General features: G+C 56.7%; 18 protein-coding genes. All 18 read left to right on the top strand.

Annotated features, from left to right (window positions below; genetic code table 11):
* The first annotated feature begins 8 nt into the window (after window positions 1-8).
* Window positions 9-1,247 (top strand): molybdopterin molybdotransferase MoeA, encoded by a 1,239-nt coding sequence (locus R2940_06470; protein ID MEZ4599416.1) that lies wholly within the window; start codon window positions 9-11, stop codon window positions 1,245-1,247.
* Between the two features lie 196 nt (window positions 1,248-1,443).
* On the top strand, window positions 1,444-2,574 hold the full coding sequence (locus tag R2940_06465; GenBank protein MEZ4599415.1) for an ABC transporter substrate-binding protein: 1,131 nt from the start codon (window positions 1,444-1,446) through the stop codon (window positions 2,572-2,574).
* 95 nt (window positions 2,575-2,669) lie between these two features.
* Window positions 2,670-3,506 carry an ABC transporter permease gene (locus R2940_06460; GenBank protein ID MEZ4599414.1) on the top strand — a complete coding sequence of 279 codons (837 nt, stop codon included), beginning with the start codon at window positions 2,670-2,672 and terminating at the stop codon, window positions 3,504-3,506.
* An 8-nt stretch (window positions 3,507-3,514) separates the two neighbouring features.
* Window positions 3,515-4,291 (top strand): ABC transporter ATP-binding protein, encoded by a 777-nt coding sequence (locus R2940_06455; GenBank protein ID MEZ4599413.1) that lies wholly within the window; start codon window positions 3,515-3,517, stop codon window positions 4,289-4,291.
* 18 nt (window positions 4,292-4,309) lie between these two features.
* Window positions 4,310-5,068 carry an acyl-CoA dehydratase activase gene (locus R2940_06450; protein ID MEZ4599412.1) on the top strand — a complete coding sequence of 253 codons (759 nt, stop codon included), beginning with the start codon at window positions 4,310-4,312 and terminating at the stop codon, window positions 5,066-5,068.
* Between the two features lie 20 nt (window positions 5,069-5,088).
* On the top strand, window positions 5,089-6,243 hold the full coding sequence (locus R2940_06445; GenBank protein MEZ4599411.1) for a double-cubane-cluster-containing anaerobic reductase: 1,155 nt from the start codon (window positions 5,089-5,091) through the stop codon (window positions 6,241-6,243).
* A gap of 373 nt (window positions 6,244-6,616) precedes the next feature.
* Window positions 6,617-9,298, top strand: coding sequence for a formate dehydrogenase subunit alpha (gene fdhF, locus R2940_06440; GenBank protein MEZ4599410.1), 2,682 nt, complete (start codon window positions 6,617-6,619; stop codon window positions 9,296-9,298).
* 239 nt (window positions 9,299-9,537) lie between these two features.
* Window positions 9,538-10,638, top strand: coding sequence for a YedE family putative selenium transporter (gene yedE, locus R2940_06435; GenBank protein MEZ4599409.1), 1,101 nt, complete (start codon window positions 9,538-9,540; stop codon window positions 10,636-10,638).
* 10 nt (window positions 10,639-10,648) lie between these two features.
* Window positions 10,649-10,867, top strand: a complete 219-nt coding sequence (locus tag R2940_06430; GenBank protein ID MEZ4599408.1) for a sulfurtransferase TusA family protein — start codon at window positions 10,649-10,651, stop codon at window positions 10,865-10,867.
* Between the two features lie 4 nt (window positions 10,868-10,871).
* On the top strand, window positions 10,872-11,432 hold the full coding sequence (locus R2940_06425) for a DUF3343 domain-containing protein (protein MEZ4599407.1): 561 nt from the start codon (window positions 10,872-10,874) through the stop codon (window positions 11,430-11,432).
* The gene (locus R2940_06420; GenBank protein MEZ4599406.1) at window positions 11,420-12,313 is read left to right on the top strand and encodes an NAD(P)H-hydrate dehydratase; all 894 of its coding nucleotides are present in this window, start codon (window positions 11,420-11,422) and stop codon (window positions 12,311-12,313) included. The genes R2940_06425 and R2940_06420 overlap by 13 nt, the downstream gene beginning before the upstream one ends.
* Window positions 12,310-13,365, top strand: a complete 1,056-nt coding sequence (gene selD, locus R2940_06415) for a selenide, water dikinase SelD (protein MEZ4599405.1) — start codon at window positions 12,310-12,312, stop codon at window positions 13,363-13,365. Before R2940_06420 ends, selD begins: the two co-directional genes overlap by 4 nt.
* A 165-nt stretch (window positions 13,366-13,530) precedes the next feature.
* A complete protein-coding gene (locus R2940_06410; protein MEZ4599404.1) occupies window positions 13,531-14,361 on the top strand; it encodes a phosphate ABC transporter substrate-binding protein in 831 nt (276 codons plus the stop codon).
* A gap of 14 nt (window positions 14,362-14,375) precedes the next feature.
* Window positions 14,376-15,218 carry a phosphate ABC transporter permease subunit PstC gene (gene pstC / locus R2940_06405; protein ID MEZ4599403.1) on the top strand — a complete coding sequence of 281 codons (843 nt, stop codon included), beginning with the start codon at window positions 14,376-14,378 and terminating at the stop codon, window positions 15,216-15,218.
* Window positions 15,215-16,099, top strand: a complete 885-nt coding sequence (gene pstA, locus R2940_06400; GenBank protein ID MEZ4599402.1) for a phosphate ABC transporter permease PstA — start codon at window positions 15,215-15,217, stop codon at window positions 16,097-16,099. The genes pstC and pstA overlap by 4 nt, the downstream gene beginning before the upstream one ends.
* 8 nt (window positions 16,100-16,107) lie before the next feature.
* Entirely contained in the window at window positions 16,108-16,806 is a 699-nt protein-coding gene (locus R2940_06395) for an ATP-binding cassette domain-containing protein (protein MEZ4599401.1), read from the top strand.
* 149 nt (window positions 16,807-16,955) lie between these two features.
* Window positions 16,956-17,774: a molybdate ABC transporter substrate-binding protein gene (locus R2940_06390; protein ID MEZ4599400.1), complete on the top strand. Its 819-nt coding sequence runs from the start codon at window positions 16,956-16,958 to the stop codon at window positions 17,772-17,774.
* 187 nt (window positions 17,775-17,961) lie between these two features.
* Window positions 17,962-22,062, top strand: coding sequence for a PAS domain S-box protein (locus tag R2940_06385; GenBank protein ID MEZ4599399.1), 4,101 nt, complete (start codon window positions 17,962-17,964; stop codon window positions 22,060-22,062).
* Window positions 22,063-22,313: the final 251 nt, after the last annotated feature.

Here is a 22,313-nt window from a genome sequence, read left to right as displayed (position 1 = left end):
ACTGAGGAATGCTGCAATCCATATCGATGGAAAATGCACTTGGAATCCTGGAAAATTATGCATCGACAGTCGGAACGGAGGTTATTCCGGTCGTCGATGCCTTTGAAAGGATTCTGGCCGAGGATATCGAGGCCGGCTTCCCTCTTCCTCCTTTTTGCCGATCGCCCCTGGACGGCTACGCCCTTCGTGCCGAAGATACCGTGCAGGCCGATAAAAACCGTCCTGTCACACTCCGCATGGTTCAATCCGTATTTGCCGGCGGCATGGCCACCCGACCCTTGTTGCCAGGGGAAGTCATGGCCATTACCACCGGAGCTCCCCTGCCGGAAGGGAGTGACTGTATCATCAAGTTTGAAGATGTTATCTGTGAAGGGGATGCCGTTATCATCGGCTCCCGGCTTAGATCCGGGGAGAATGTCGTGCCCCAGGGTGAAGACGTTGCCCGGGGAGAAAGGGTTCTGGGCAAAGGCGCGAATATCACGCCCGCTGTCGTAGGACTCCTGGCCTCGCTGGGGATAGAAAAAGTACAAGTTTTCAGAAAACCCAAAGTTGCAGTCATCTCGATCGGTGATGAACTGCTCGAAATGGGGCAGACCCTCTCTCCCGGAAAAATTTTCAACAGCAACCTGTATTCCCTCTCCATGCAGGTAGCCGAGGCCGGTGGGAGGGCCTGCCCCGATGAAACCGTTCCCGATGATACAACCGCTATTGCCCGTTCGCTCGATCGGGCCCTTGCGGAACACGATCTGGTGGTTACCACCGGCGGCGCTTCCGTTGGGTGCCGGGACCTGGTTCGAGATGCCATTGTGCTGAGCGGCGCAAACATCCTGTTCTGGAAAGTGGGGATGAAGCCGGGAACCCCTGCGGTATGCGGGGAAAAGAACGGAAAACTGATCGTCGGCCTGTCCGGCAATCCTTCGGCGGCCATGATCACTTTCCTCCTTCTGGTGAGGCCGATCATCCGGGTCATGGGCGGAAAGAAATCGGGGCGGCTTCCGGAAGTCAGCGCCGTCATGGATCAGCCCTTCAAAAAAGGCAGCAATCAGCGGCGCCTGTTGCGAGCCGTCGTAGAGTGGAAAAACGGGCGCTACCATGCAATTCCAGCGGGCATCCAGAGCCCCGGAGCCCTCAAATCCATGGTGTTCTCCAATGCCCTGATCGACATCCCGGCGGGGCACACCCCCCTGGAGATCGGCGAAGAAGTCAAGGCCCTCCTTTTGCCCCCTCCCTATTGCCTTCAGGGCTGAGATACCCTAAGACCAGCGCGTATATGTGTCATCCTCCTGCTTTGCCTACTACCATCGGTTTTACCTATGGAAACTATCTGTTATATTAATATTTATAATTTGACTTTATCCATTTTCTCGCCCTATGGTGATGTCCGAATTTGCCGTTAATTTGGATTTCGTACATTGCTCCGATCATTTTTCAGGGAGGGAAATCATGGACAGCAAGGGCAGGTTCTGCCGCAGGCAAACTTCGGCTTTATCGTTACTGGCCGGGCTCTTTGTGCTTTTGACGGTTTCCTCGCCGTTTGCTGCCAACGACGCTTCGATCCCCAACCTTCGAACCGGATACATCAATACCACTCATCACATCCCGCTGATCGCGGCACTGGACCGGGGAGAAGAGTTCAAAAGTTCCGGGGTCTATCTCAAGCCGGTGCTGCAAAAAGAGAAGTACGAGCTTTTTGCCGATGGCCGGAAACTGGCGAATCTCGACATCATTCTGAACAAGAGCGGTTCCGAGACGGCAACCATGTTCGCCATGAAACGGATAGATGTGGCGCTGGCCTCCATAACCGCAATCATGACGGGGATCGACCGCGGCGCCGAGGTCAAGGTCCTTTGTCCTCTGCACGTGGACGGCATGAGCCTGGTGGTGCCGAAAGGCAGCCTCATAACTTCTTGGGATTCCTTCATCACGCGGGTCGAGAAGGCGAAACGACCGATCGCGATTGGATATCACTCTCCGACCAGCGCTCCGAAAATCGTTCTTGAAAGCGCCTTGAACCGCGCCGGGATCAAGGTCACGGAAAACCCCAACGACCCTGCGGCCAATGTGCTGCTGGTCGATCTCAAGTCGACTTCCAACTTCATACCCTCTCTGACCGCCGGCCAGGTTGATGGAGTGGTGGCTCCCGCCCCCTTTCCGGAAGTGGCTCAACTCAAGGGAGTCGGGCAGATCGTTACTGATCTGCGCGACCTTCCCCCGAAAGGGGACTGGCATAATTTCCCCTGCTGCGTCCTGGCAGCCAGGGAAGAGATGCTGACCGCCCATCCGGAAGCTCTGCGGAAACTCGTTGAGCTGATGGCGGCCAGCACCGCCTGGTGCAACGCCCATCCGGCCGAGGTTGCCGCGATTACCGAAAAGTGGATGGGCACTCCCGCCGAGGCGGTCGAGAATTCGACCATCGTTTACACGGTGGTTCCTTCAAAAAACTGGAAGCAGGGTGTCGACACCTACATGTCCATTCTGAACAAGCTCACCGTTTTTTCCGGAAAGCTGGACGGCAAGACCCTTGAAGAGGTCGAAAAACTCCTGTTCGCGTTCCAGTTTATACCCGAATCCTGAAAACCCGGTTCCCAGGGATTTGTTCGTGTAAATCTTTCCCCCTGCCCCCGTTGCGCGCCCTATTCCAGCGGGGGTTTTTTTCGAGTCATCCTGCGATGAAAGAGAGAGCCTTCAGGTATACGATTCCCTCTATCGCGCCGTTCCTTTTGCTGCTTGTCTGGCATTTCCTGACGCCCTGGATCGGCAATGAAATCATTCTGCCCGCCCCCCAAAATGTATTCGCGATTCTTTTACATCCGGGCCGCGATCTGATCAGCATGGGGTCTCTCATCGGCAACATCGCCGTCAGCCTGGCAAGGGTGGCGGCCGGGTATCTCACGGCCGTGGCCCTGGCGATTCCCCTCGGTATTTTCATGGCGTACTACGGTATCGTTAACAGGTTTTTCAGCAATTTTCTTGGCATATTCAGGCCTATCCCGCCTCTGGCCTGGGTGCCCCTGGTTCTCGCCTGGTTCGGGGTTGCCAGCCTGGCAACCGTTTCGGGGATCGAGCCGGGCACGTTCTATATCTACCTGCATAACCTGAAATTTTCGATGATCTTTATCATTTTCATCGGCGGATTCTATCCGGTGCTGACCAGCACCATCAACGGTGTGTCGAGCGTCAGAAAAACCCTGATCGACTCGGCCAGAATGCTCGGCGCCCGCAAGCGGGATATCTTCCTGAAGGTGCTGCTGCCGGGCGCCGCTCCCGGCATCGTCATCGGCATGCGTATCGGTCTCGGCGTTTCCTGGATGTGCCTGGTATCCGCAGAGATGCTGCCCGGCAGCATGTCCGGGGTCGGCTATCTGATCACCCATGCCTTCACCGTCGCCCGGACTGACGTTGTAATTGCCGGCATGATCAGCATCGGCTGTGTCGGAGCCGCACTCGACCTTCTTTTCCGACGCTTCGAGGAAAGGCAATTCAAATGGCAACGCCTGTGCCGTTAAGGAGTGCCATGGAAAGCGTCCTGCGGGTGTCCGGGGTAGAAAAGATATTTGTTACTGAAAACGGGAAATGCGTCCAGGCACTGGCGGACGTTTCCTTAGATGTCGGCGCCAATGATTTCATCTGCATCGTCGGCCCCTCCGGTTGCGGCAAGTCGACCCTGCTGAGAATTATCGCCGGCCTAGAGCGGGCGACGGCGGGGTGCGTCTTTTACCATGACGAACCGATCATGGCGCCCCACCGTCAAATCGGTATGGTGTTTCAGGAATATTCCCTCTTTCCCTGGCGGACCGTGCTGGACAATGTCCGCGCGGGACTGGAATTTGCCGGCCTGACCCGGGAGGCTTCGCAGAGGCGTGCGGGGGAATATCTCCGGCTGGTAGGGCTCGAGCAGTTCGCCCAGGCTTTTCCCCACGAACTTTCGGGAGGCATGCAGCAAAGAGTGGCCATCGCCCGTTCCCTGGCCACCGAACCCCGGGTTCTTCTCATGGACGAGCCTTTCGGAGCCCTGGATGCCTACACCCGGATCGTGCTGCAAAAGGAATTGCTGCGGATCCGGGAACTGAATCGCAACACGATCCTGTTCGTCACCCATAGCGTCGATGAAGCGATTTTTCTGGCCGACCGTATTCTTGTGATGTCGACGAATCCCGGCAGAATCCTGGAGATCATCGACGTTCCCATGAGCAGGCCGCGGGACCGGGGTAATCCCCGGTACGGAGCAATGGCGGCGGAAATACTGGCCAAGCTCGAGAAGGAGACCACTGGTGTCATCAAGATATCGTGAAAGACGGTGCGACGCGCCATGATAAGCGTCGGCATCGACATCGGTTCCACCGCGACCAAGGCTGTGGTATTTGACGTGGGTGTGCGGGGCAGGGCGGTGGTCCCTACGGGGTGGGATCCTCGCGAGGCTGCTCTGTGTGCCCTGCGGGAGGCCCTTGCCCGTGCGGACGTTTCGGAGCAGCAGGTCGGCAGCATAGTCGGCACCGGCTACGGCAGGATATCACTGCCCATCTTCGACCGCCGGGTAACCGAGATTACCTGCCACGCCCGGGGCGCTCTCCATCTGCAGCCGGATACCCGCACCGTGATCGACATCGGCGGCCAGGACAGCAAGGTCATCGCCCTAGACGAAGCGGGAAGGGTCGGCGATTTCATCATGAACGACAAATGTGCTGCAGGCACCGGACGCTTTCTGCAGGTCATGGCCGGGGTGCTCGACGAGACCCTAGACGGACTTGGCGACCTCGCCGACGGAGCCGAACCGGTTGCCCTGTCGAGCATGTGCACCGTCTTCGCCGAGTCCGAGATCATCGGCCTGCTCGCCAGGGGGGTGGAAAAGGGGCGGATCGCCGCCGGCATTTTCGACACCATCGCCCGGCGGGTCCAGGGACTGGCCGGGCGGGTGGCACTGCGGGACACGGTCACCTTCACCGGCGGAACGGCCCGAAACCCCGCCATCTGCGAAGTCATCGCCTCACGCCTCGACGTGAGGCTTCATGTGCCCGAGGAGCCGCAGTTCGTGGGCGCTCTCGGTGCGGCCCTCATCGCTGGGGAATGAAAAGGGATAGGAGCAAATCTATGGCAGTCGATAAACCGAAAACCTTTCAGCAGATTGAAACCATGCGTGAGCGGAATGTTATCGCTCTGAAGGAATCCTGGGAGGCGGAGGTGAAAGTGGTCGGCACCTATTGCCAGTATTCTCCCGCGGAACTGATCGTGGCGGCGGGCGCGGTGCCCGTTTCCCTGTGCGGCACCAGTCAAGTACCGATTTCCGCTGCCGAGCGGACCCTGCCGCGCAATCTCTGCCCCCTGATCAAGTCGAGCTACGGTTTCGCCGTCACCGACACCTGCCCTTTCATGCATTTCGCCGACCTGCTGGTGGCCGAGACCACCTGCGACGGCAAGAAGAAGATGTACGAACTTCTCGGCGAGCTGAAACCCTTGCACCTCATGCAGTTGCCCCAGGTGCAGGACGAAGCCGCCCTGACGACCTGGATCGGGGAGATGCAGCGGCTCAGGAATCGGCTTGAAGAGACCTTTGGTGTCGAGATCACTCCGGAGACTTTGCGGGAGGCCATCCGGCTTCTCAACGAGGAGCGCCGATCCCTGAAAAGGCTGATGGATATCTGCAGCCGAAAACCTTCCCCCTTCAGCGGCATGGATCTTTTGACGGTGCTGCACAACACCGGTTTCAGCATCGATCGAAGAGAAACCATCGCTCTGGTCGACCAACTGACGGCCGAATTGCGGGAAATGGCCGATGCCGGCCTCTCCCCCTTCACCGAGGCGACTCCGCGCGTGCTGCTGAGCGGTGTGCCCGTGGGAATCGGTTCGGACAAGGTGGTCCGCCTGGTGGAGGAGTGCGGCGGCAACGTGGTCTGTTTCGAAAACTGCACCGGGTACAAGAAGATCGATCGGGTGGCGGAGGAGGGCGATCCCCTGACCGCCCTCGCCGAACGCTACCTGCGGGTGCCCTGCTCCTGCATGTCCCCCAATCCCGGGCGCTTCACGCTGGTCGAACAGTTGGCGGAGGAATTCGGGGTCGACGGGGTGATCGATCTCACCTGGCAGGGGTGCCATACCTACAACATCGAATCCCATGCCCTGAAGCGGCTTGTTCAGGAAAAGATCGGATTGCCATTTCTGCAGATCGAGACCGATTATTCCGAATCGGACTCCGAACAGCTCAAGGTGCGGATCGAAGCGTTTCTGGAAATGCTCGGCCGGCGATGACTGTTCCGGGACATTGTCAGGACGCAGGGATAAACAAAAACGTTTATGAGGGCAGAGAGATTTATATTCAGTTAATCCGACAAAGATAGTTCCAAGCGCGCGCACTTCGTCCTTCGCCGGCGGCGGACCCAACGAAACCCGCTCCAAATCAGACCTATTGTCTTGTTTTGGTACGGGTTTTTCTTTTTTTTGAAGTAATGCGGCGAAGGCGAAAGATACCGGATCAGGAAACGAAAGGAGGTGATGGAAAATGATGACCAGATTCTTGCGCATTTTGCTGAAGCTGGGTGGCTGGGGGGAAGGTTTCCACTGACTGTAAAGTTTATTATTTCTCGTGTTGGAAATACTTAAATATCAAGAGGAGGTCTCTTCAATGTCCAATGTCAATTTAACCATCGACGGTATTCAAACAACCGTCCCCAAAGGGACAACAGTCCTTGATGCGGCCCGGAAAGCCGGGTCTTTCGTGCCCACCCTTTGTCACGACCCGGAGCTCAGCAAGCCCGGTGCCTGCCGCCTCTGCGTGGTGGAAATCAAGGGCGCTCGAAACCTGTCGGCTTCGTGTGTTACCGAGGCCCTTGAGGGGATGGTAGTCGAGACCGCGTCCCCCGCTGTTATTGAAGCCAGAAAAACCATCCTGGAACTCATTCTGTCCAACCATCCGGAAGACTGCCTTCTCTGCCATCAGGCAGGCGATTGCAAGCTGCAGGACTACGCCTATTTTTACGATGTGCGTCGCGGCGCTTTCAACGGCGAAAGTCATGATTACAAGCTGGAAGACGACAACCTTTTCGTCGTCAGGAACATGAACAAATGCATCCTCTGCGGGAAGTGCCTCAGGGCGTGCGAGGAAAAGCAGGGAAGGGCGGTCATCGACTTTGCCTACCGCGGATTCAGGACCAAGGTGACGACTGCCATGGACCAGGCGTTGGCCGATTCGGTCTGCGTTTCCTGCGGGAGCTGCGTCGCTGTTTGCCCTACCGGCGCGCTGACCGAAAAAGCCATGCTCGGCAAAGGGAGAAAGTGGGAAGTGGAGAAGGTCCGCACCACCTGCCCCTTCTGCGGAGTGGGATGCAATTTTGACCTGAATGTCAAGGATGGCAGGGTCATTGGCGTCACCTCCAATCCGGACAGCCCGGTAAACGGTCCCGATCTTTGCGTCAAAGGGCGCTTCGGCATCGACTACGTCCACAGCCCGAAACGTCTGACCAAGCCCCTGATCAGGAAAAACGGGGAATTGGTAGAAGCATCCTGGGACGAAGCCCTGGATCTGGTCGCGAGCAAATTCAGCGAGATCAAAAGCAAGTTCGGCAGCGATGCCATCGCCGCTCTTTCTTCCGCCCGCTGCACCAATGAAGACAACTATGTTCTGCAGAAATTCATCCGGGCGGTGTGCGGCACCAACAATGTAGACCACTGCGCCCGCACCTGCCACGCCCCCACGGTGGCCGGTCTGGCCGCCAGCTTCGGCAGCGGCGCGATGACCAACTCGATCGAAGACATACTGCATACCGACCTGCTTTTCGTTATCGGCGCCAACCCCACCGAGGCACACCCCATGGTGGGGGCGAAGATGCTGCAGGCGGTGCAAAAAGGAACGAAGCTGGTCGTGGTTGATCCCCGTCGGATAGAATTGGCCGACAAGGCCGATCATTTCCTGCAGATCAAGTCCGGTACCGACATTCCCCTCATGAATGGGTTGATGCACATCATTATCAAGGAAGGTTTGCACGACAGGAATTTTGTCGAGGTGCGGACCGAGGGTTTTGAGGACCTTAAGGCGACAGTCGAGAAATATACCCCTGCTCGTGTTTCGGAAATGACCGGGGTGCCGGAAAACATCCTCTATGAAGTAGCCCGGATGTATGCTAAAGCCCCGAATGCCCTGATCTGTTATACGCTCGGCCTTACCGAACACGTCTGCGGCACCTATAACGTCATGAGCACCGCCAACATGGCCATGCTGACCGGTCATATCGGCCGGCTGGGATCGGGGGTCAGTCCCCTGCGCGGGCAGAACAACGTCCAGGGCGCCTGCGACATGGGAGCGCTGCCCGGCGATTATCCCGGCTATCAGAAAGTGGCTGATCCCGAGGTGCGGGCCAAATTCGAAAAGGCCTGGGGAGTGAAGCTTGTCGAAAAACCGGGCATGATGATCCCCGCCATGATGGACGCGGCTGTGGAAGGCCGGGTCAAGGCCATGTATATCATGGGGGAAGATCCGGTGCTTTCCGATCCGAACGCGAATTATATCAAGAAGGCCATGAAGGCGTTGGACTTCCTGGTGGTTCAGGAGATCTTCATGTCCGAGACGGCCAAATACGCCGATGTGGTCCTGCCGGGAGCCAGTTTCGCAGAAAAGGACGGCACTTTCACCAACGCCGAGCGGCGCGTGCAGCGGGTGCGCAAGGCCATCGAACCGATAGGCGACAGCCGCGCCGATTGGCAGATTGTCTGCGAGGTGGCAAAGCGCATGGGGCATCCCATGGAATACGGCTGGCCCGGGGACATCTGGAACGAGATGGCGGCTCTGTCTCCCATCTTCACCGGCATAAATTATGACAAGATGGATGCGGCGGGGATGCAATGGCCCTGCCCAGGGGCTGGTCATCCCGGAACAAAAATTCTGCATACAGAAACCTTCACCCGTGGCCTGGGGCTGTTGAAAGGGATAGAGCATATCCCGCCGGCGGAAATGCCCGACGAGGAATATCCCTTCCTCCTTTCCACCGGCCGCATTCTTTCCCACTACAACGTCACTACCCGTCAATCCCCGGCGCTGGCGGCCTACGTGCCGGAAGAAGCCGCGATGGTCCATCCGCTGGACGCGGCAAAACTTTCCCTGGATTCCGGCGACCGTTTGCGGGTGACATCCCGCAGAGGCAGTGTGACGACCGCGATTCAGATAACCGATCGGGTTCAGCCCGGCATGATCTGGATGAGTCTGCACCATGCTTCGACCCCCACAAACGAGTTGACGGTGCATGCCTTCGATCCCATCAGCCAGACCGGCGAGTACAAGATAGCTGCGGTCAAGGTGGAAAGATTTGCGTGATCGTCGGGGGAAAGCTGGACCAGGCTGGTCCAGCTTTCCCCCAACATGAAATTCGGTTTTCGACAAGTTGTTCTCTATGGCTTTTATCAATGGGCAAGTTATTTTCTATTTATATTACAAATTGGACATTTAGTTTTGCATTTGTTAGCTTTTCGTCGGCTTTTCAATGTCTTCACTCATCCTGTTTTGGAAAAGTCGGCCGATCTTGTTTGATTCGATGGCATTCAAGGAGGAACCAAATGGTCAGGTTGAAAAACATCTTTGCAGGACGTTGGGGCATCATCGGCGTCGGGGTTTTTATCGGCATACTGGCTGCCCTGTTGCAGAAATGGGGAAATCCCGGCAACATGGGGGTTTGCGTGGCCTGTTTTGAACGTGACATTGCCGGGGCCATCGGATTCCACCGGGCCCAGGTGGTTCAGTACATCCGCCCCGAGATCATCGGCTTCGTTCTCGGGTCGCTGATTGCCGCCTATCTGTTCAAGGAATTTCGCCCTCGCCTTGGCTCGGCGCCGATTGTCCGGTTCGTGCTTGGCGCCTTCGCCATGATCGGGGCCCTGGTGTTTCTCGGCTGCCCATGGCGGGCGGCTCTGCGTCTTGCCGGCGGTGACGGCAGCGCCATCTTCGGCCTGCTCGGTCTCGCCGCCGGCATCTGGATCGGCACCCTTTTCCTGAAGGGCGGATACAACCTCGGCCGGACCCAGCAGACCCAATCCGCTGCAGGATGGATGCTTCCCCTGCTGATGGTGGGCCTGCTCGTTCTTCTGGTGATTTTCCCCAGCATTCCAGGAGCGGAAAAGAGCGGGGTGCTGTTTTACAGTTTGAAAGGGCCGGGCGCCATGTATGCTCCGGTTCTGGTCTCCCTCGGCGTGGGCCTTCTCATCGGATTTCTTGCCCAGCGGAGCCGATTCTGCACCATGGGTGCCATACGTGATTTCGTTCTGTTCCGACAAACCCATCTTCTTTCGGGGTTCATTGCCCTCATCGTTGCAGCCCTGGCAGTCAACCTCATTCTGGGCCAGTTTCATCCGGGATTCGCGGGCCAGCCGGTCGCTCATACCATGCAGGTCTGGAATTTTGGAGGGATGCTGCTGGCGGGCCTGGCCTTCTGCCTTGCCGGCGGTTGCCCGGGACGGCAGCTCTTCCTGGCCGGGGAAGGGGACGGCGATGCCGCAATTTTTGTCCTGGGGATGATCGCCGGGGCCGGTTTCAGTCATAATTTCGGCCTTGCCAGCTCACCAGCCGGCATCGGGGAATATGGCATTCAGGCTGTCGTCATCGGGCTGCTGGTCTGTTTGTTCATCGGGTTTACCATGCGAAAAAGAATTGCCATTGCATAAGGAGGAAACCATGGCCATTTCGGTAGATGCTCGGGGACTTTCCTGCCCTCAACCGGTTCTCATGACCATCAATGCGATCAAATCGGGTGATTCGGATGAAATTTTGATAGTAGTCGACAACGAAACCGCGAAAGAGAATGTGTGCCGCGCGGCGACTGGGAAGGGTTGGACGGTCGCGGATATCCGCGATGAATCGGATGGTTGCGGCATAACGATTAAAAGAGGGTAAGGACTTGGGCGTTTTCGGTTTTTTTCAAGGCAAGAAGCGAAAGGATGACTCCCCCGGCCCTGATGACCGGTGCGACCGGGGGTTTCTTCTGTTCGAAAATACCAGCGAAGTCATCCATGCCGAAAACGTCCTGAAAAAGGGAGGCTGGACGGTTCGGGTCATGGGGCCGCCGCCGGAAGTCCGCCAGGGGTGTGACCTGGTTATCGAGTTCCCCCTGATAGAACAGCTGGATATTCTGCGAACGCTGGCAGCAGAAAAGATTCCGCCCCTGAAGGTGGTTCCCGTGACCGGCCCGCTTCTTCAGCCGGTCGACATTTTTCAGGTCAAGGATTTCGGCAGATACCTAATGGTCCGGGCAGCAAACATGAAGCTGACCATCGACAAGGAAACAAGTGTCTTCGTCAACGTATCGGGCGGTGGCTGTCCCGATGTGCCCTACCTGGCCGCGTCCATGGTCGGGCGGACCCTTGCCGAGGCACCGAGTCCACGGGAAGTCGGGCATACGCTCTGCGGCTACGCGCTGCAGCTTGCCTACGAGGAGGTAAAGCGCCGATGCTCTGCATAGCGGGTACCGTCCCTGCCGAGGATTTCCCCCTTGTGGAAGGGGACATTGTGTTCCAAGGAGACCGGCTTCACATAGGGACATTGTCCATTGACGTGAACCGGGGGACTCCCGCTTTGCTTGCCGCCGCGGCAAAAATGGCGCAAGCCCTGGGACGGCCGCTGCCCTTTGCCTGGCTGGTGGGTGATACGGGAAAAGGGAAGGGAAGCCATTGTCTCTACAGGCACATGACCGAACGGTTGCCCGGCATGTCCTTCCAAACCATCACATTTCATTATCTGCAGCCCATCGTCCATCGCCATAAGCCATTGCTGGCAGCGGTCATGAAACTGGACCCGCGGCCGCGGCTCATTGCCGATGCCGGATTCATGTATATGGCGAAAATGAGCGGCGAGGCCTCGGCCTATGACCTCTTTACCCCCGACGTGGGGGAGTTGGCATTTCTGGCCGATGAAGAGGCGCCGCATCCTTTTTATACCAGGGGATTCATCCTGCACGAGGACAACCGCGTTCCCGATCTCATTGCCCGCGCATACCAGCACGGGAACGCCGCCCGTTACCTTTTGGTCAAGGGAGCACAGGACTGTCTGGCGGATGAGGGCGGGGTACTGGCGACAGTCGATCATCCCGTGGAGGAAGCGCTGGAGGCGATTGGCGGAACGGGGGACACTCTGACGGGCATCGTTTCCGTTCTCATGGACGCTGGTATGTCCATCCGGGAGGCGGCCGTTGCAGCGATGCGCATCAACCGGCTCGCCGGAAGCTATGCCAGGCCCACACCGGCTACCCAGATTTTGGATATTGTCGGGCACATCCCCCGGGCCTGCCGGGAGGTTCTGGGAGAGCAGTCTGACGCCGGCTATCTTCAGGAGTTTACTGGATGAGCAGGGAGACCATCAAACTGACCCAGATGGTGAAAGCGGCCGGTTGAGCGGCCAAGCTGGGCCCGGAGGGTCTGGAACAAGCTTTGTCGGGATTGTTCGGGGAATCGGACCCGAATCTGCTCGTGGGTCCCGAAACCTCGGATGACGCAGGCGTCTACCGCATCGGGGACGAGTTTGCCCTGGTGGAAACCACCGACATCATCACCCCGCTGGTGGACGACCCGTTTCTGTTCGGAGCCATTGCGGCGACCAATGCCCTCTCCGACGTCTTTGCCATGGGGGGACGTCCCGTGACCGCAATGAACCTGGTCTTCTTCCCTCCCTGCAGTGTTCCTGCCGAAACGTTGCGAGCCATTCTGGCGGGAGGCGCCGCTAAAATACGGGAAGCCGGGGCGTGCCTGGTCGGCGGACATAGCGTCGAGGATGACGAGATCAAATACGGTCTCGCGGTGACCGGCCTCATCCATCCGGAACGGGTGGTACGGAATTCCACCGCCCGTGCGGGGGACAATCTGATTCTCACCAAACCGATCGGAACCGGTATTATTTCCACCGGTATCAAGGTGGAGATGGTGGACGACGCCGTAGTGTCGGAGGCATGCCGGTGGATGAGCACCCTCAACAACATTGCTGCGCGCCTCATGTTGGAGTGCGGTGCGAGCGCCTGTACCGACGTCACCGGTTTCGGCCTCATCGGTCACGCTTCGGAGATGGCCCGGGGAGCGGGGGTCACCGCTGTCCTGGAGCTCGAAGCGGTGCCGGTCCTGCCGGGCGTAGCCGAGCTTATCAACTGCGGCCTGATTCCGGGCGGCTGCTACCGCAATCGCGACTTCTATTCGCGGTTTCTGCTGGACAGCCGTTCCTCCCGCATCACGACGTCGGCCGACGACCTGCTCCCCCTGTTCGATCCGCAGACTTCCGGGGGGCTTCTTGTCGCCCTTTCTGATGAATCGGCTGAAATTTTCCTGCGTCTTGCCAAGGAGCACGAGTGCTTTGCGGAAAAGATCGGCGAGATCGAACCGGATCGCGGACACGCTGTTGTCATTTGCTGATCGATTCCTCTTCCAGCCTTGCCTGCAGATTGGTTTCTCAAATTTTTCATATCGATAAAATCAATCGCAAGCCCATCTGGTATTAATATTTCCAATTCGACATGCAGGATGGCATTTGCTAGCCTGCCACTTTACCTATTCTGTTTTTAATTCAAGGAGAAACCTATGAAAACATTTCTGGTCCAGATGGTATCGGCTGCCGCTCTACTGCTTGCCATCGGTTCCCCGGCATTTTCCGACAGCCTCGCCCCCTTTATGAAGGAAAAAGGGGAAGTGAAAATTTCCGGAGGAACGGCGCACATTCCGGTCATGAAAGAGGCCGCCCAGCAGATCATGGCCCTCAATCCGGAAATTCAGATCAGCATCGCCGGGGGCGGTTCGGGGGTCGGCATCAAGCAGGTTGGCGAGGGCCTGGTCGATATCGGCAACAGCGGCCGGAAGCCGACCGAAGAAGAAATCAGCCGCTATCAGCTCAAGTTGTATCAGTGGGCCATTGACGGGGTCGCTCCGGTGGTGAATCCTGAGAACAAGGTTAAGGGCCTGACCAAAAGCCAGATGATCGACATCTTTTCGGGCAAGATAGACAACTGGAAGACTCTCGGCGGAGCGGACCGGAAAATCGATGTCTATACCCGCGACGAGGCCAGTGGAACCCGCGAGGTTTTCTGGAAAAAGGGTTTGGATAGCGGAACGATTACCCCCGGCGCTCATGTAGTGGTTTCCAATGGCGCGATGAAATCGGCTGTTGCCCAGGACCCCTACGGCATCGGCTACGTGTCCGTGGGACATATCGATGAGACCGTGGCCCCGGTCGCCCTGGATGGCGTGGTGCCGACCATCGAAACCGTGCAGGATGGTTCCTACAAGATCGCCCGCGGCCTCTACAGCAACACCAAGGGCGAGCAGGAGGGTCTTGCCAAAAAATTCATCGATTTCCTGTATACGGAAGAGGGCAAGAAAATCATTAAAAAGCACGGATTTATCCCGACAAAATGAGGAAACTGGGTGAGATGTTCGCGGAGAGGATTTTTTTCCTCTCCGCGATTACAGGTTCTTTGCTGACGGTCGCCATCCTGGTTTTCATGGTGTTCATGGGCCTTCCCCTGATAAAGGGCGGAGGCTTTTTTCAGTTGCTGGCCAAACCTTGGGCGCCGTATCAGGGATCCTTCGGAATCTATCCGATGATCGTCGGCACCGGCGCCATCTCCCTGCTCGGCCTGATCTTCGCCTTGCCCTTGAGTCTTGGCTGCTCCTTTCTGATCGGATCGATTGCGCCGAAAACCGTAAGCAGGGGGTTTCGCCGCCTGATCGAATTGATGACGGGAATGCCGACCGTCATCTACGGTTTCGTGAGCATTTTTCTGCTCGTTCCGATTGTCCGTGAACTTTTCCAAGGCGGATCCGGGTTGTGCATTCTGACGGCCTCTCTGGTGCTCGGCTTGATGATCTCCCCCACCATGACCCTGTTTTTCTGCGACAGCTTTGACCGTATTCCCCGGTCCTACCTCGATGCGGCCGATGCCCTCGGTGCGACCCCCGTGCAGAAACTGCTCTACGTCGTCCTTCCGACCGCCAAAAAAGGGATGTTGAACGGGTTCATCCTGGCCATGGGGCGGGCCGTGGGCGATACCCTGATCGCGCTGATGCTGGCCGGCAACGCCATCCGGGTTCCGGAATCGGTCCTGGAGCCGGCCAGAACCCTGACCGCCCATATCGCTCTGGTGATTGCCGCCGATTACGAAAGCTTCGAGTTCAGATCGATTTTTACCTGCGGACTGGTGCTTTACCTGTTCACCATGGGCCTGACTCTCATCGCTCGCTGTCTCGGACAGAGGGAAGGGAGGAAAGGATGAAATTGCGGGGCTTCGAAAGTCTTGTGATCATTTTTTCCTGGATGGCGGGGCTGACTCTGTTAGCCTCTGTTGCCCTGTTTCTCGGGTACCTGTTCGCCAAAGGATTTCATTCCGTCGATCTCTCCCTGATCTTCGGCGAAACTTCACCTCTGCGGGCGATCCTTTTGCGGGAAAGGGTGTTCGATGGTATTTTTCCGGCCATTGCCGGAACCCTGGCCCTGGTCATCCTCTCCGTTATCTGGGCCATACCGGTCGGCATCGCGGCAGGCATCTATCTTGCCGAGTATGCCGGAGCTCGGGCGAAAAAGGTGCTCGATGCCTTCTTTGATGTTTTGTCCGGAATCCCGTCCATAGTGGTCGGCCTGTTCGGGTTTGCCTTCGCGGTTTTTCTGCACCGGCATTTTTCGGACCGGTTCGGTCCCTGCCTGCTCATATCCAGCGTGGCCCTTTCCGTTCTTGTCCTGCCTTACATCATCCGCACCACCCAGGCCGCTCTTGAGGGAATTCCTCTCGAAGGGCGTCTGACCGGTCTCGCACTGGGAGCCAGCAGATACCAGAATATCGTCCTGGTTCTGATACCGAAGTCCCTTTCAGGAATCATGAGCGGGATCATCCTGGCCATCGGCCGTTGCGCCGAGGATACGGCGGTCATCATGCTGACCGGGGCGGTGGCATCCGCCGGATTGCCGAAATCGCTTTTTTCCCAATATGAAGCGCTGCCGTTCTATATCTATTACATCTCCTCCCAATATGCCGATCCCCAGGAACTGATGAAGGGGTATGGCGCGGCAATCGTTCTTCTGCTCCTGTGCACCGGCCTTTTTTCGGTGGCGTTCGCCATCCGGAAAGGGTTGAACTATTTCGCATTCTACCGACCGTGAACTTTGCCATGACTGATGACAAGAAGATAATCGTAAACAATCTGTTTTTTGGCTATCGGGGCCGAACCGTTCTGCAGGATGTTTCCGTCGAATTCGCCGAAAACAGGATTACCGCCCTGACCGGACCTTCCGGAGTGGGCAAGTCCACTTTTCTCATGACCCTCAATCGTCTTTGGGAAAATATTCCGCAGGCCGAGATGAGGGGCAGGGTGGAGATTGAGCTCGGCGGAGAGGTTCGGGACATCTATGCCGGGGGCCTGCCTGTGACCGAGTTGAGAAAAAAAGTGGCGATGGTATTTCAGGCGCCCAATCCCCTTCCCATGAGCATCAGCAGAAATGTCGCTTTTCCTCTCAAGCTTGCCGGTGAGAGGGACCGCAGAAGCATCGCAGACAAGATCGAGCAGATTCTGCAAATGGCGAATTTGTGGGATGAAGTGAAGGATCGCCTGAACGATGACGCCCGTACCCTGTCCGGAGGCCAGCAGCAGAGGCTCTGCATCGCGCGGGCGCTGGTCCTGGAGCCGGAAGTGCTCCTCCTGGACGAGCCGACCTCCTCTCTGGACCAGGCCTCCACCGCCGCCATCGAAGAGTTGCTGACACGGCTCAAGGAACGCCTCACCATTCTTGTCGTCTCACACTATCTGGAACAGGTCACCCGAATCTCCGACACCATTGTCAAATTCGTTGGCAATACCATTGAGGCATGAGCCATACGGGTGCGACCGAAGTGAGACAGAAAAATCATTTCCAATAAGCTGTTATCATTGGACTTTTTCCGGATACGTTATATAGTTTTCTATATTCCGAAAAGGTTGGCTTTTTGGATTTATTTTGGTCCCGGAAAAAGGAGATGGTTATGAAAAGCTTTCGCAGACTTTTGGTATTTGTCGCAATCCTGGTCCTGTCGATACCGTTGTCGGTTTCGGCCGAATCGCTGCAGCTGTATGCTGCCGGGAGCCTGAAGGCAGCCCTGGGTGATGTCGTTGCAGCCTTTGAAAAGGGCCACCAGACGGAAGTCAGCACGAAATTCGCCCCCAGCGGCCTTCTGCGGAAAGAGATAGAAGGAGGGGCAAAGGTCGATGTTTTTGCCAGTGCCGACATGGGACATCCGCAAAAACTGGCAGATGCCGGGTGGGGTCAGCCGGTTGTGCTGTTCACCCGCAATCAGCTCTGCGCCCTGGCACAACCCGATGTGAAGGTCACCAGCGAAAATCTTCTCGACACTCTGCTCGACAAGAAAATCAAGGTGGGAACGTCGACCCCCAAGGCGGATCCGAGCGGCGATTACGCCTGGGAGCTCTTCGAAAAAGCCGACAAGATTAAACAGAGCAGCTTCAAAACCCTTTCGGAAAAAGCTCTGCAATTGACCGGTGGGCCGGAAAGCGCCAAGGCCCCTGAAGGTCGCAACCAGTACGGCTGGGTGATGAGTGAAAAGAAAGCGGACGTTTTCCTGACTTATTGCACCAATGCTGTTCTGGCGAAAAAAGATGTTTCCGAACTCAACATCGTTCCGGTGCCGGAAAATCTCTCTGTCGGCGCCGATTACGGCCTTCTGGTTCGTAATGGGGCTCCCGAGGAGGCCTACCGGCTCGCCATGTTCATTCTGTCGCCCGAAGGTCAGACCATCCTCAAGGAGTACGGATTTCAGGCCAGCGCCATTCCCGTAGAAAAATAATAGTACGTTTAGCGGCAAACCGGAGTCGCATCCGACTTTTCCTTTTCATCCGAGCGGATGCGACTCCCGGTTTTGCCTGCCCGAAATCCTTTGACCTCTGCTGGCTGTCGGGTTAAATTTCCTGCTGCACATTTCAGTTGGTTTCGCTAAGACGCGGCATTGAAGTCGCAACACGGTGGAGATATGCATGGGGCCAGAGGTTGAAGTTTCTGATCCTAACCGCACAATAAGAATAAAAGCCTTCAGGGTTGCTGGTATTTATGCCCTTTTCGGCTTCATCTGGATCCTCTTTTCCGATCAGATCATCCTTCTTTTTGCCACAAACCCCGATGAGCTGGCCCATCTGCAGACCTGGAAGGGATGGCTTTTCATACTCGTTACGGCCATCCTCCTTTTTTTCCTGGTCCGGCTTGCATTGAAAGCCCAGCAGAAGGTCGAACAAATCCTGCGGCAGAGCGAAGAGCGGCTTTCAGCGACCCTCGCTTCCATCGGAGACGGTGTCATCAGTACCGATGCCGCCGGGCGTATCGTCAGCCTCAACCGGGTTGCCGAGGTCCTGACCGGCTGGAGCAGCCGGGAGGCGGTAGGTCTCCCCATTGAAAAGGTTTTCAGCATCGTTGATTTCCAGACACGCTCCCCCTTGGCCAGCCCTGTTGAGCGGGCCCTGCAAGAAGACGGCACCGTCGATCTGGGTGAACGGACCTTGCTTGTCGCGCGAAGCGGCAGGGAGGTTCACATTCACGACAGCTGCGCTCCAATTCGGGATGTCTCCGGTGCGGCCATCGGCACTGTTCTGGTTTTTCGCGACTGCACCAGGGAGTTTTTGCATCATCTGCAACTCCAGGAAGAACGGGAACGCCTGGCCAGTGTCGTTTGGGGGACCGGGGTCGGCACCTGGGAATGGGACGTGACTACCGGCGAAACAATCTTCAACGAGCGTTGGGCCGAGATGGCCGGATATACCCTGGACGAAATTTCCCCTGTCAGTTTTAATACTTTCGAAAAATTGCTCCATCCCGACGATCGCATTCGAGTCGACGAGGCCCTGCAACGTCACTTCCGCGGAGAGACCGATTATTATGAATGTGAATTCCGCATGCGGCACAAGGGCGGCCGATGGATCTGGGTGCTGGATCGCGGGAAGGTGACGGTTTGGACCGAAGACGGCCAGCCCCGGCGGATGGCCGGAACTCATCTCGAGATCACCGATCGCAAGCGGGCTGAAGAGGTTCTTCGCAGGAGCGAAGAGCGGATCAAGAGCATTTTCAGGGTGGCTCCGATAGGAATCGGAGTCGTGGTTGACAGGGTTCTGCTTGAGGTCAACCAGCGGATCTGCGAAATGACCGGGTATCAAATGGAAGAACTGGTCGGCAGGTCCGCGCGGATGTTGTATCCGACCAGCGAGGATTTTGAAAGGGTGGGCAGTGATAAATATTCCCAGATCAAAGCACGGGGGACCGGGATGGTGGAAACCCGCTGGCAAATGAAGGATGGAAGCATTCGGGAGATCCTGCTGAGCTCGACTCCTTTGAACCCGGCCGATCTTTCACAAGGTGTTACTTTTACCGCCCTCGACATTACCGACAAGAAGCGGGCCGAAGAGGCTTTGCGGGAGAGTGAGCGAAAACTCTCCAGTCTCATAGGAAACCTGCCCGGCATGGCTTACCGTTCCAAAAACGGACCCGACTGGGCCATGGAATTTCTCAGCGGCAGCGAGGCTCTGACCGGCTATGGCCCCGAAGAGCTCAAAGAGAATTACGCCGCAATCATTCATCCCGAAGACAGAAACCTGGTCTGGCAGGAGGTGCAGGCGGCGCTGAAGAAGAAAGTTGCCTTCCAGGTGGAATACCGGATAGTGACCAGGGGCGGGGAGGTGCACTGGGTCTGGGAGCAGGGGGCCGGAGTTTTTTCCGAGGCGGGGGAGGTTGAGGCGCTGGAAGGCATCATCATCGACATCAATGACCGCAAGGTGGCTGAAAAAGGTTTGATCGAAAGCGAGTCCCGTTATCGCAGTCTTTTTCAGAACAATCATGCGGTCATGCTGATCATCGATCCGGATACAGGGGCGGTGGTCGATTGCAATCCGGCTGCGGAGGCCTGGTACGGTTGGACTCGGGAAGAATTCTGCCGAAAAAACATCCAGCACATCAATTCCCATAGCGAAAAGGAATTGCAGGCGGAGATCTCGCGGACGCAAAGCCTGGTAGCCGGGTATTTCGTTTTCCAGCACAGGAGGGCCGACGGTTCGCTCCGGGACGTTGAGGTTTTCAGCGGCCCTGTCAAGGTGGCCGGGAGGCAACTGCTCTACTCCATCGTTCACGACATAACGGAGAAGAAAAAGTTCGAGGAAGCCCTGGAAAAGCGGATCCTGGCTCTGACCCGACCCCTGGAGGACGCCACCGACCTCACCCTCGAAGAACTCTTTGATCTCCGGAATTTGCAGCGCCTGCAGGACGATTTTTCTCTCGCTACGGGGGTCGCTTCGGTCATCGTCACCCCGGATGGTCTGCCTGTCACCCGGCCGAGCAATTTTCGCCGGTTCTGCCAGGATATCGCCTGCCAGTCGGAAAAGTCCCAGGAGCAATGTTACCGGTCCAGAGGTTTACTGGGTCAGGCCGGTCAGCAGGGGCCTACCATTGCGAAGTGTTTTACGGCGAACCTCTGGAATGCCGGAGCTCCCCTTCTTGTCGGCGGCTACCACATCGCCACCTGGGTCGTTGGCCAGGTCAACGACGGAGAAGTCGATGAGGACCAACTGCGGGTTAATGCCTGCAAGATGGAGGTGGATAAGGAATCCGTGGTCGAGGCTTTCCGGGAAATCCCGGTGATACCCTTCCGCCAGTTCGAACAGATCGCCCAAACCCTGTTTACGCTGGCCAACCAGTTATCCTATTCCGCCTATCAGAATGTTCAGCAGGCCCGTTTCATCACAGAGCAGAAGCAGGATCGGGAAAGAATCGCTTTCCTGGCCCATCATGATCAGTTGACCGGGCTGGCCAATCGAGCCCTGTTTGCCGAACGGTTTGAACACGCAGCCAGGCATGGCTTGAGGACCGGGACCGGGATGGCTCTATGCGTACTCGATCTGGATGGTTTTAAGGCCATCAACGACAGCCACGGGCATCCCATGGGTGATCAACTGCTGTGTGAAGTGGCCAATCGCCTGAAGACAGCTGTTCGAGCCAGCGACACGGTCGGCCGGATCGGCGGCGATGAATTTGTCATCCTTTTTTCGAACCTGAAGGAAAGCGGGTCGGTCACTACTCTGATGCAGAAAATCCTGCTCTGCTTCGAGCAGCCATTCCTGCTCGAAGGCACCCTCCACGCCGTCACCGCAAGTATGGGCATCGCAATGTTCCCCGAGGATGGCCAGAATTTTTCCACTCTGTTCGAACATGCTGATTCCGCAATGTATTTTGCCAAGGAGTCCGGCCGCAACAATGTCCAGTTCTATCGAGAGGAGATCAATCGACGCCTGCAGCACCGTTTATCCATAGAAAAAGATTTGCGCCAGGCGTTGCTCGAGGACCAGCTTGAGTTGTATTTTCAACCGATCATTCAGCTCCCCGAGAAGCGCATTGCCGGCATGGAAGCCCTGGTGCGTTGGCGGCATCCGCAAAAGGGGATGATCCCGCCCGGGCAATTCATCCCCATAGCCGAGGAATCCAATCTGATTGTGTCCCTCGGTCAGTGGGTTCTCTATTCCGCCTGCCGGAGCATGGCGGAATTGCGCAAAATGGGACTTCCGGTTCTTCCCGTCTCCGTCAACGTCTCCGCCCGTCAGCTGTTCGAAAAGGATTTTGCCCCTCTGGTCGAAAAAATCCTGGCCGATTTTTCCCTTCCATCGGAAAAGCTGGAACTGGAAGTGACGGAAAACATTTTTCTTGAAGATTCAACCACTGTCGAGATGACCATGAACCGGCTCAAGGATTTAGGAGTCGGTCTCGTTCTGGATGATTTCGGTACCGGGTATTCAAGCCTCAGCATCCTCAAACGTTTCCGCATCGATAAACTGAAGATCGATCGGTCCTTCATGGAACATGCCTGTCATAACCAGCAGGATGCCAGCCTGGTAGTCACCATCATTCAAATGGCGAGAAATCTGGGTATTCAGGCTGTTGCGGAAGGAGTGGAGACCGGCCAGCAGCTGAATTTTCTGATAGAGCAGGGGTGCGAACTGGCCCAGGGGTTTCTCTTCAGCAAGCCTTTGCCTTTTCCCGACCTTCGGGAAAAGTTTTCCCTAAACGGGACCATTTTTGAAGAGTATGGCCATCAGGGATTGGAATAATGGAGGAAACCTTTCTGCGATTCGAACTACCGTGATGGGATGCCGTGGTTTGATAATAGGTCACAAGTCTCGCCTTCGCACCAATAAAATCAAAAAGACCGCTATCTGCTTCGGATAGAAAACGCCCGCCCGGTAACCTTGGCGGGCGTTTTCCATAATGAAGGGAAAAATGAGAAATCAGCCAGGAGGTGTCTTGACTTTGTGTATTTTAAAGTAATAGTAATTATTATTAGATCTTTCCTCTTGGACCT

It is taken from the genome of Syntrophotaleaceae bacterium, from assembly GCA_041390365.1.
Classification (GTDB): domain Bacteria; phylum Desulfobacterota; class Desulfuromonadia; order Desulfuromonadales; family Syntrophotaleaceae; genus JAWKQB01.
Note: the sequence above shows the minus strand (reverse complement) of the source record. Positions and strands in the feature narration are given on the sequence as shown.

Excerpts from the sequence above, each read along its gene's own strand:
- R2940_06450 (MEZ4599412.1), top strand. The coding sequence starts at position 4,310 with ATGATAAGCGTCGGCATCGACATCGGTTCCACCGCGACCAAGGCTGTG.
- R2940_06445 (MEZ4599411.1), top strand. The coding sequence starts at position 5,089 with ATGGCAGTCGATAAACCGAAAACCTTTCAGCAGATTGAAACCATGCGT.
- R2940_06470 (MEZ4599416.1), top strand. The coding sequence starts at position 9 with ATGCTGCAATCCATATCGATGGAAAATGCACTTGGAATCCTGGAAAAT.
- R2940_06420 (MEZ4599406.1), top strand. The coding sequence starts at position 11,420 with ATGCTCTGCATAGCGGGTACCGTCCCTGCCGAGGATTTCCCCCTTGTG.
- fdhF (MEZ4599410.1), top strand. The coding sequence starts at position 6,617 with ATGTCCAATGTCAATTTAACCATCGACGGTATTCAAACAACCGTCCCC.
- pstC (MEZ4599403.1), top strand. The coding sequence starts at position 14,376 with ATGTTCGCGGAGAGGATTTTTTTCCTCTCCGCGATTACAGGTTCTTTG.
- pstA (MEZ4599402.1), top strand. The coding sequence starts at position 15,215 with ATGAAATTGCGGGGCTTCGAAAGTCTTGTGATCATTTTTTCCTGGATG.
- R2940_06430 (MEZ4599408.1), top strand. The coding sequence starts at position 10,649 with ATGGCCATTTCGGTAGATGCTCGGGGACTTTCCTGCCCTCAACCGGTT.
- R2940_06455 (MEZ4599413.1), top strand. The coding sequence starts at position 3,515 with ATGGAAAGCGTCCTGCGGGTGTCCGGGGTAGAAAAGATATTTGTTACT.
- R2940_06410 (MEZ4599404.1), top strand. The coding sequence starts at position 13,531 with ATGAAAACATTTCTGGTCCAGATGGTATCGGCTGCCGCTCTACTGCTT.
- R2940_06395 (MEZ4599401.1), top strand. The coding sequence starts at position 16,108 with ATGACTGATGACAAGAAGATAATCGTAAACAATCTGTTTTTTGGCTAT.
- R2940_06390 (MEZ4599400.1), top strand. The coding sequence starts at position 16,956 with ATGAAAAGCTTTCGCAGACTTTTGGTATTTGTCGCAATCCTGGTCCTG.
- R2940_06465 (MEZ4599415.1), top strand. The coding sequence starts at position 1,444 with ATGGACAGCAAGGGCAGGTTCTGCCGCAGGCAAACTTCGGCTTTATCG.
- R2940_06385 (MEZ4599399.1), top strand. The coding sequence starts at position 17,962 with ATGGGGCCAGAGGTTGAAGTTTCTGATCCTAACCGCACAATAAGAATA.
- R2940_06460 (MEZ4599414.1), top strand. The coding sequence starts at position 2,670 with ATGAAAGAGAGAGCCTTCAGGTATACGATTCCCTCTATCGCGCCGTTC.
- yedE (MEZ4599409.1), top strand. The coding sequence starts at position 9,538 with ATGGTCAGGTTGAAAAACATCTTTGCAGGACGTTGGGGCATCATCGGC.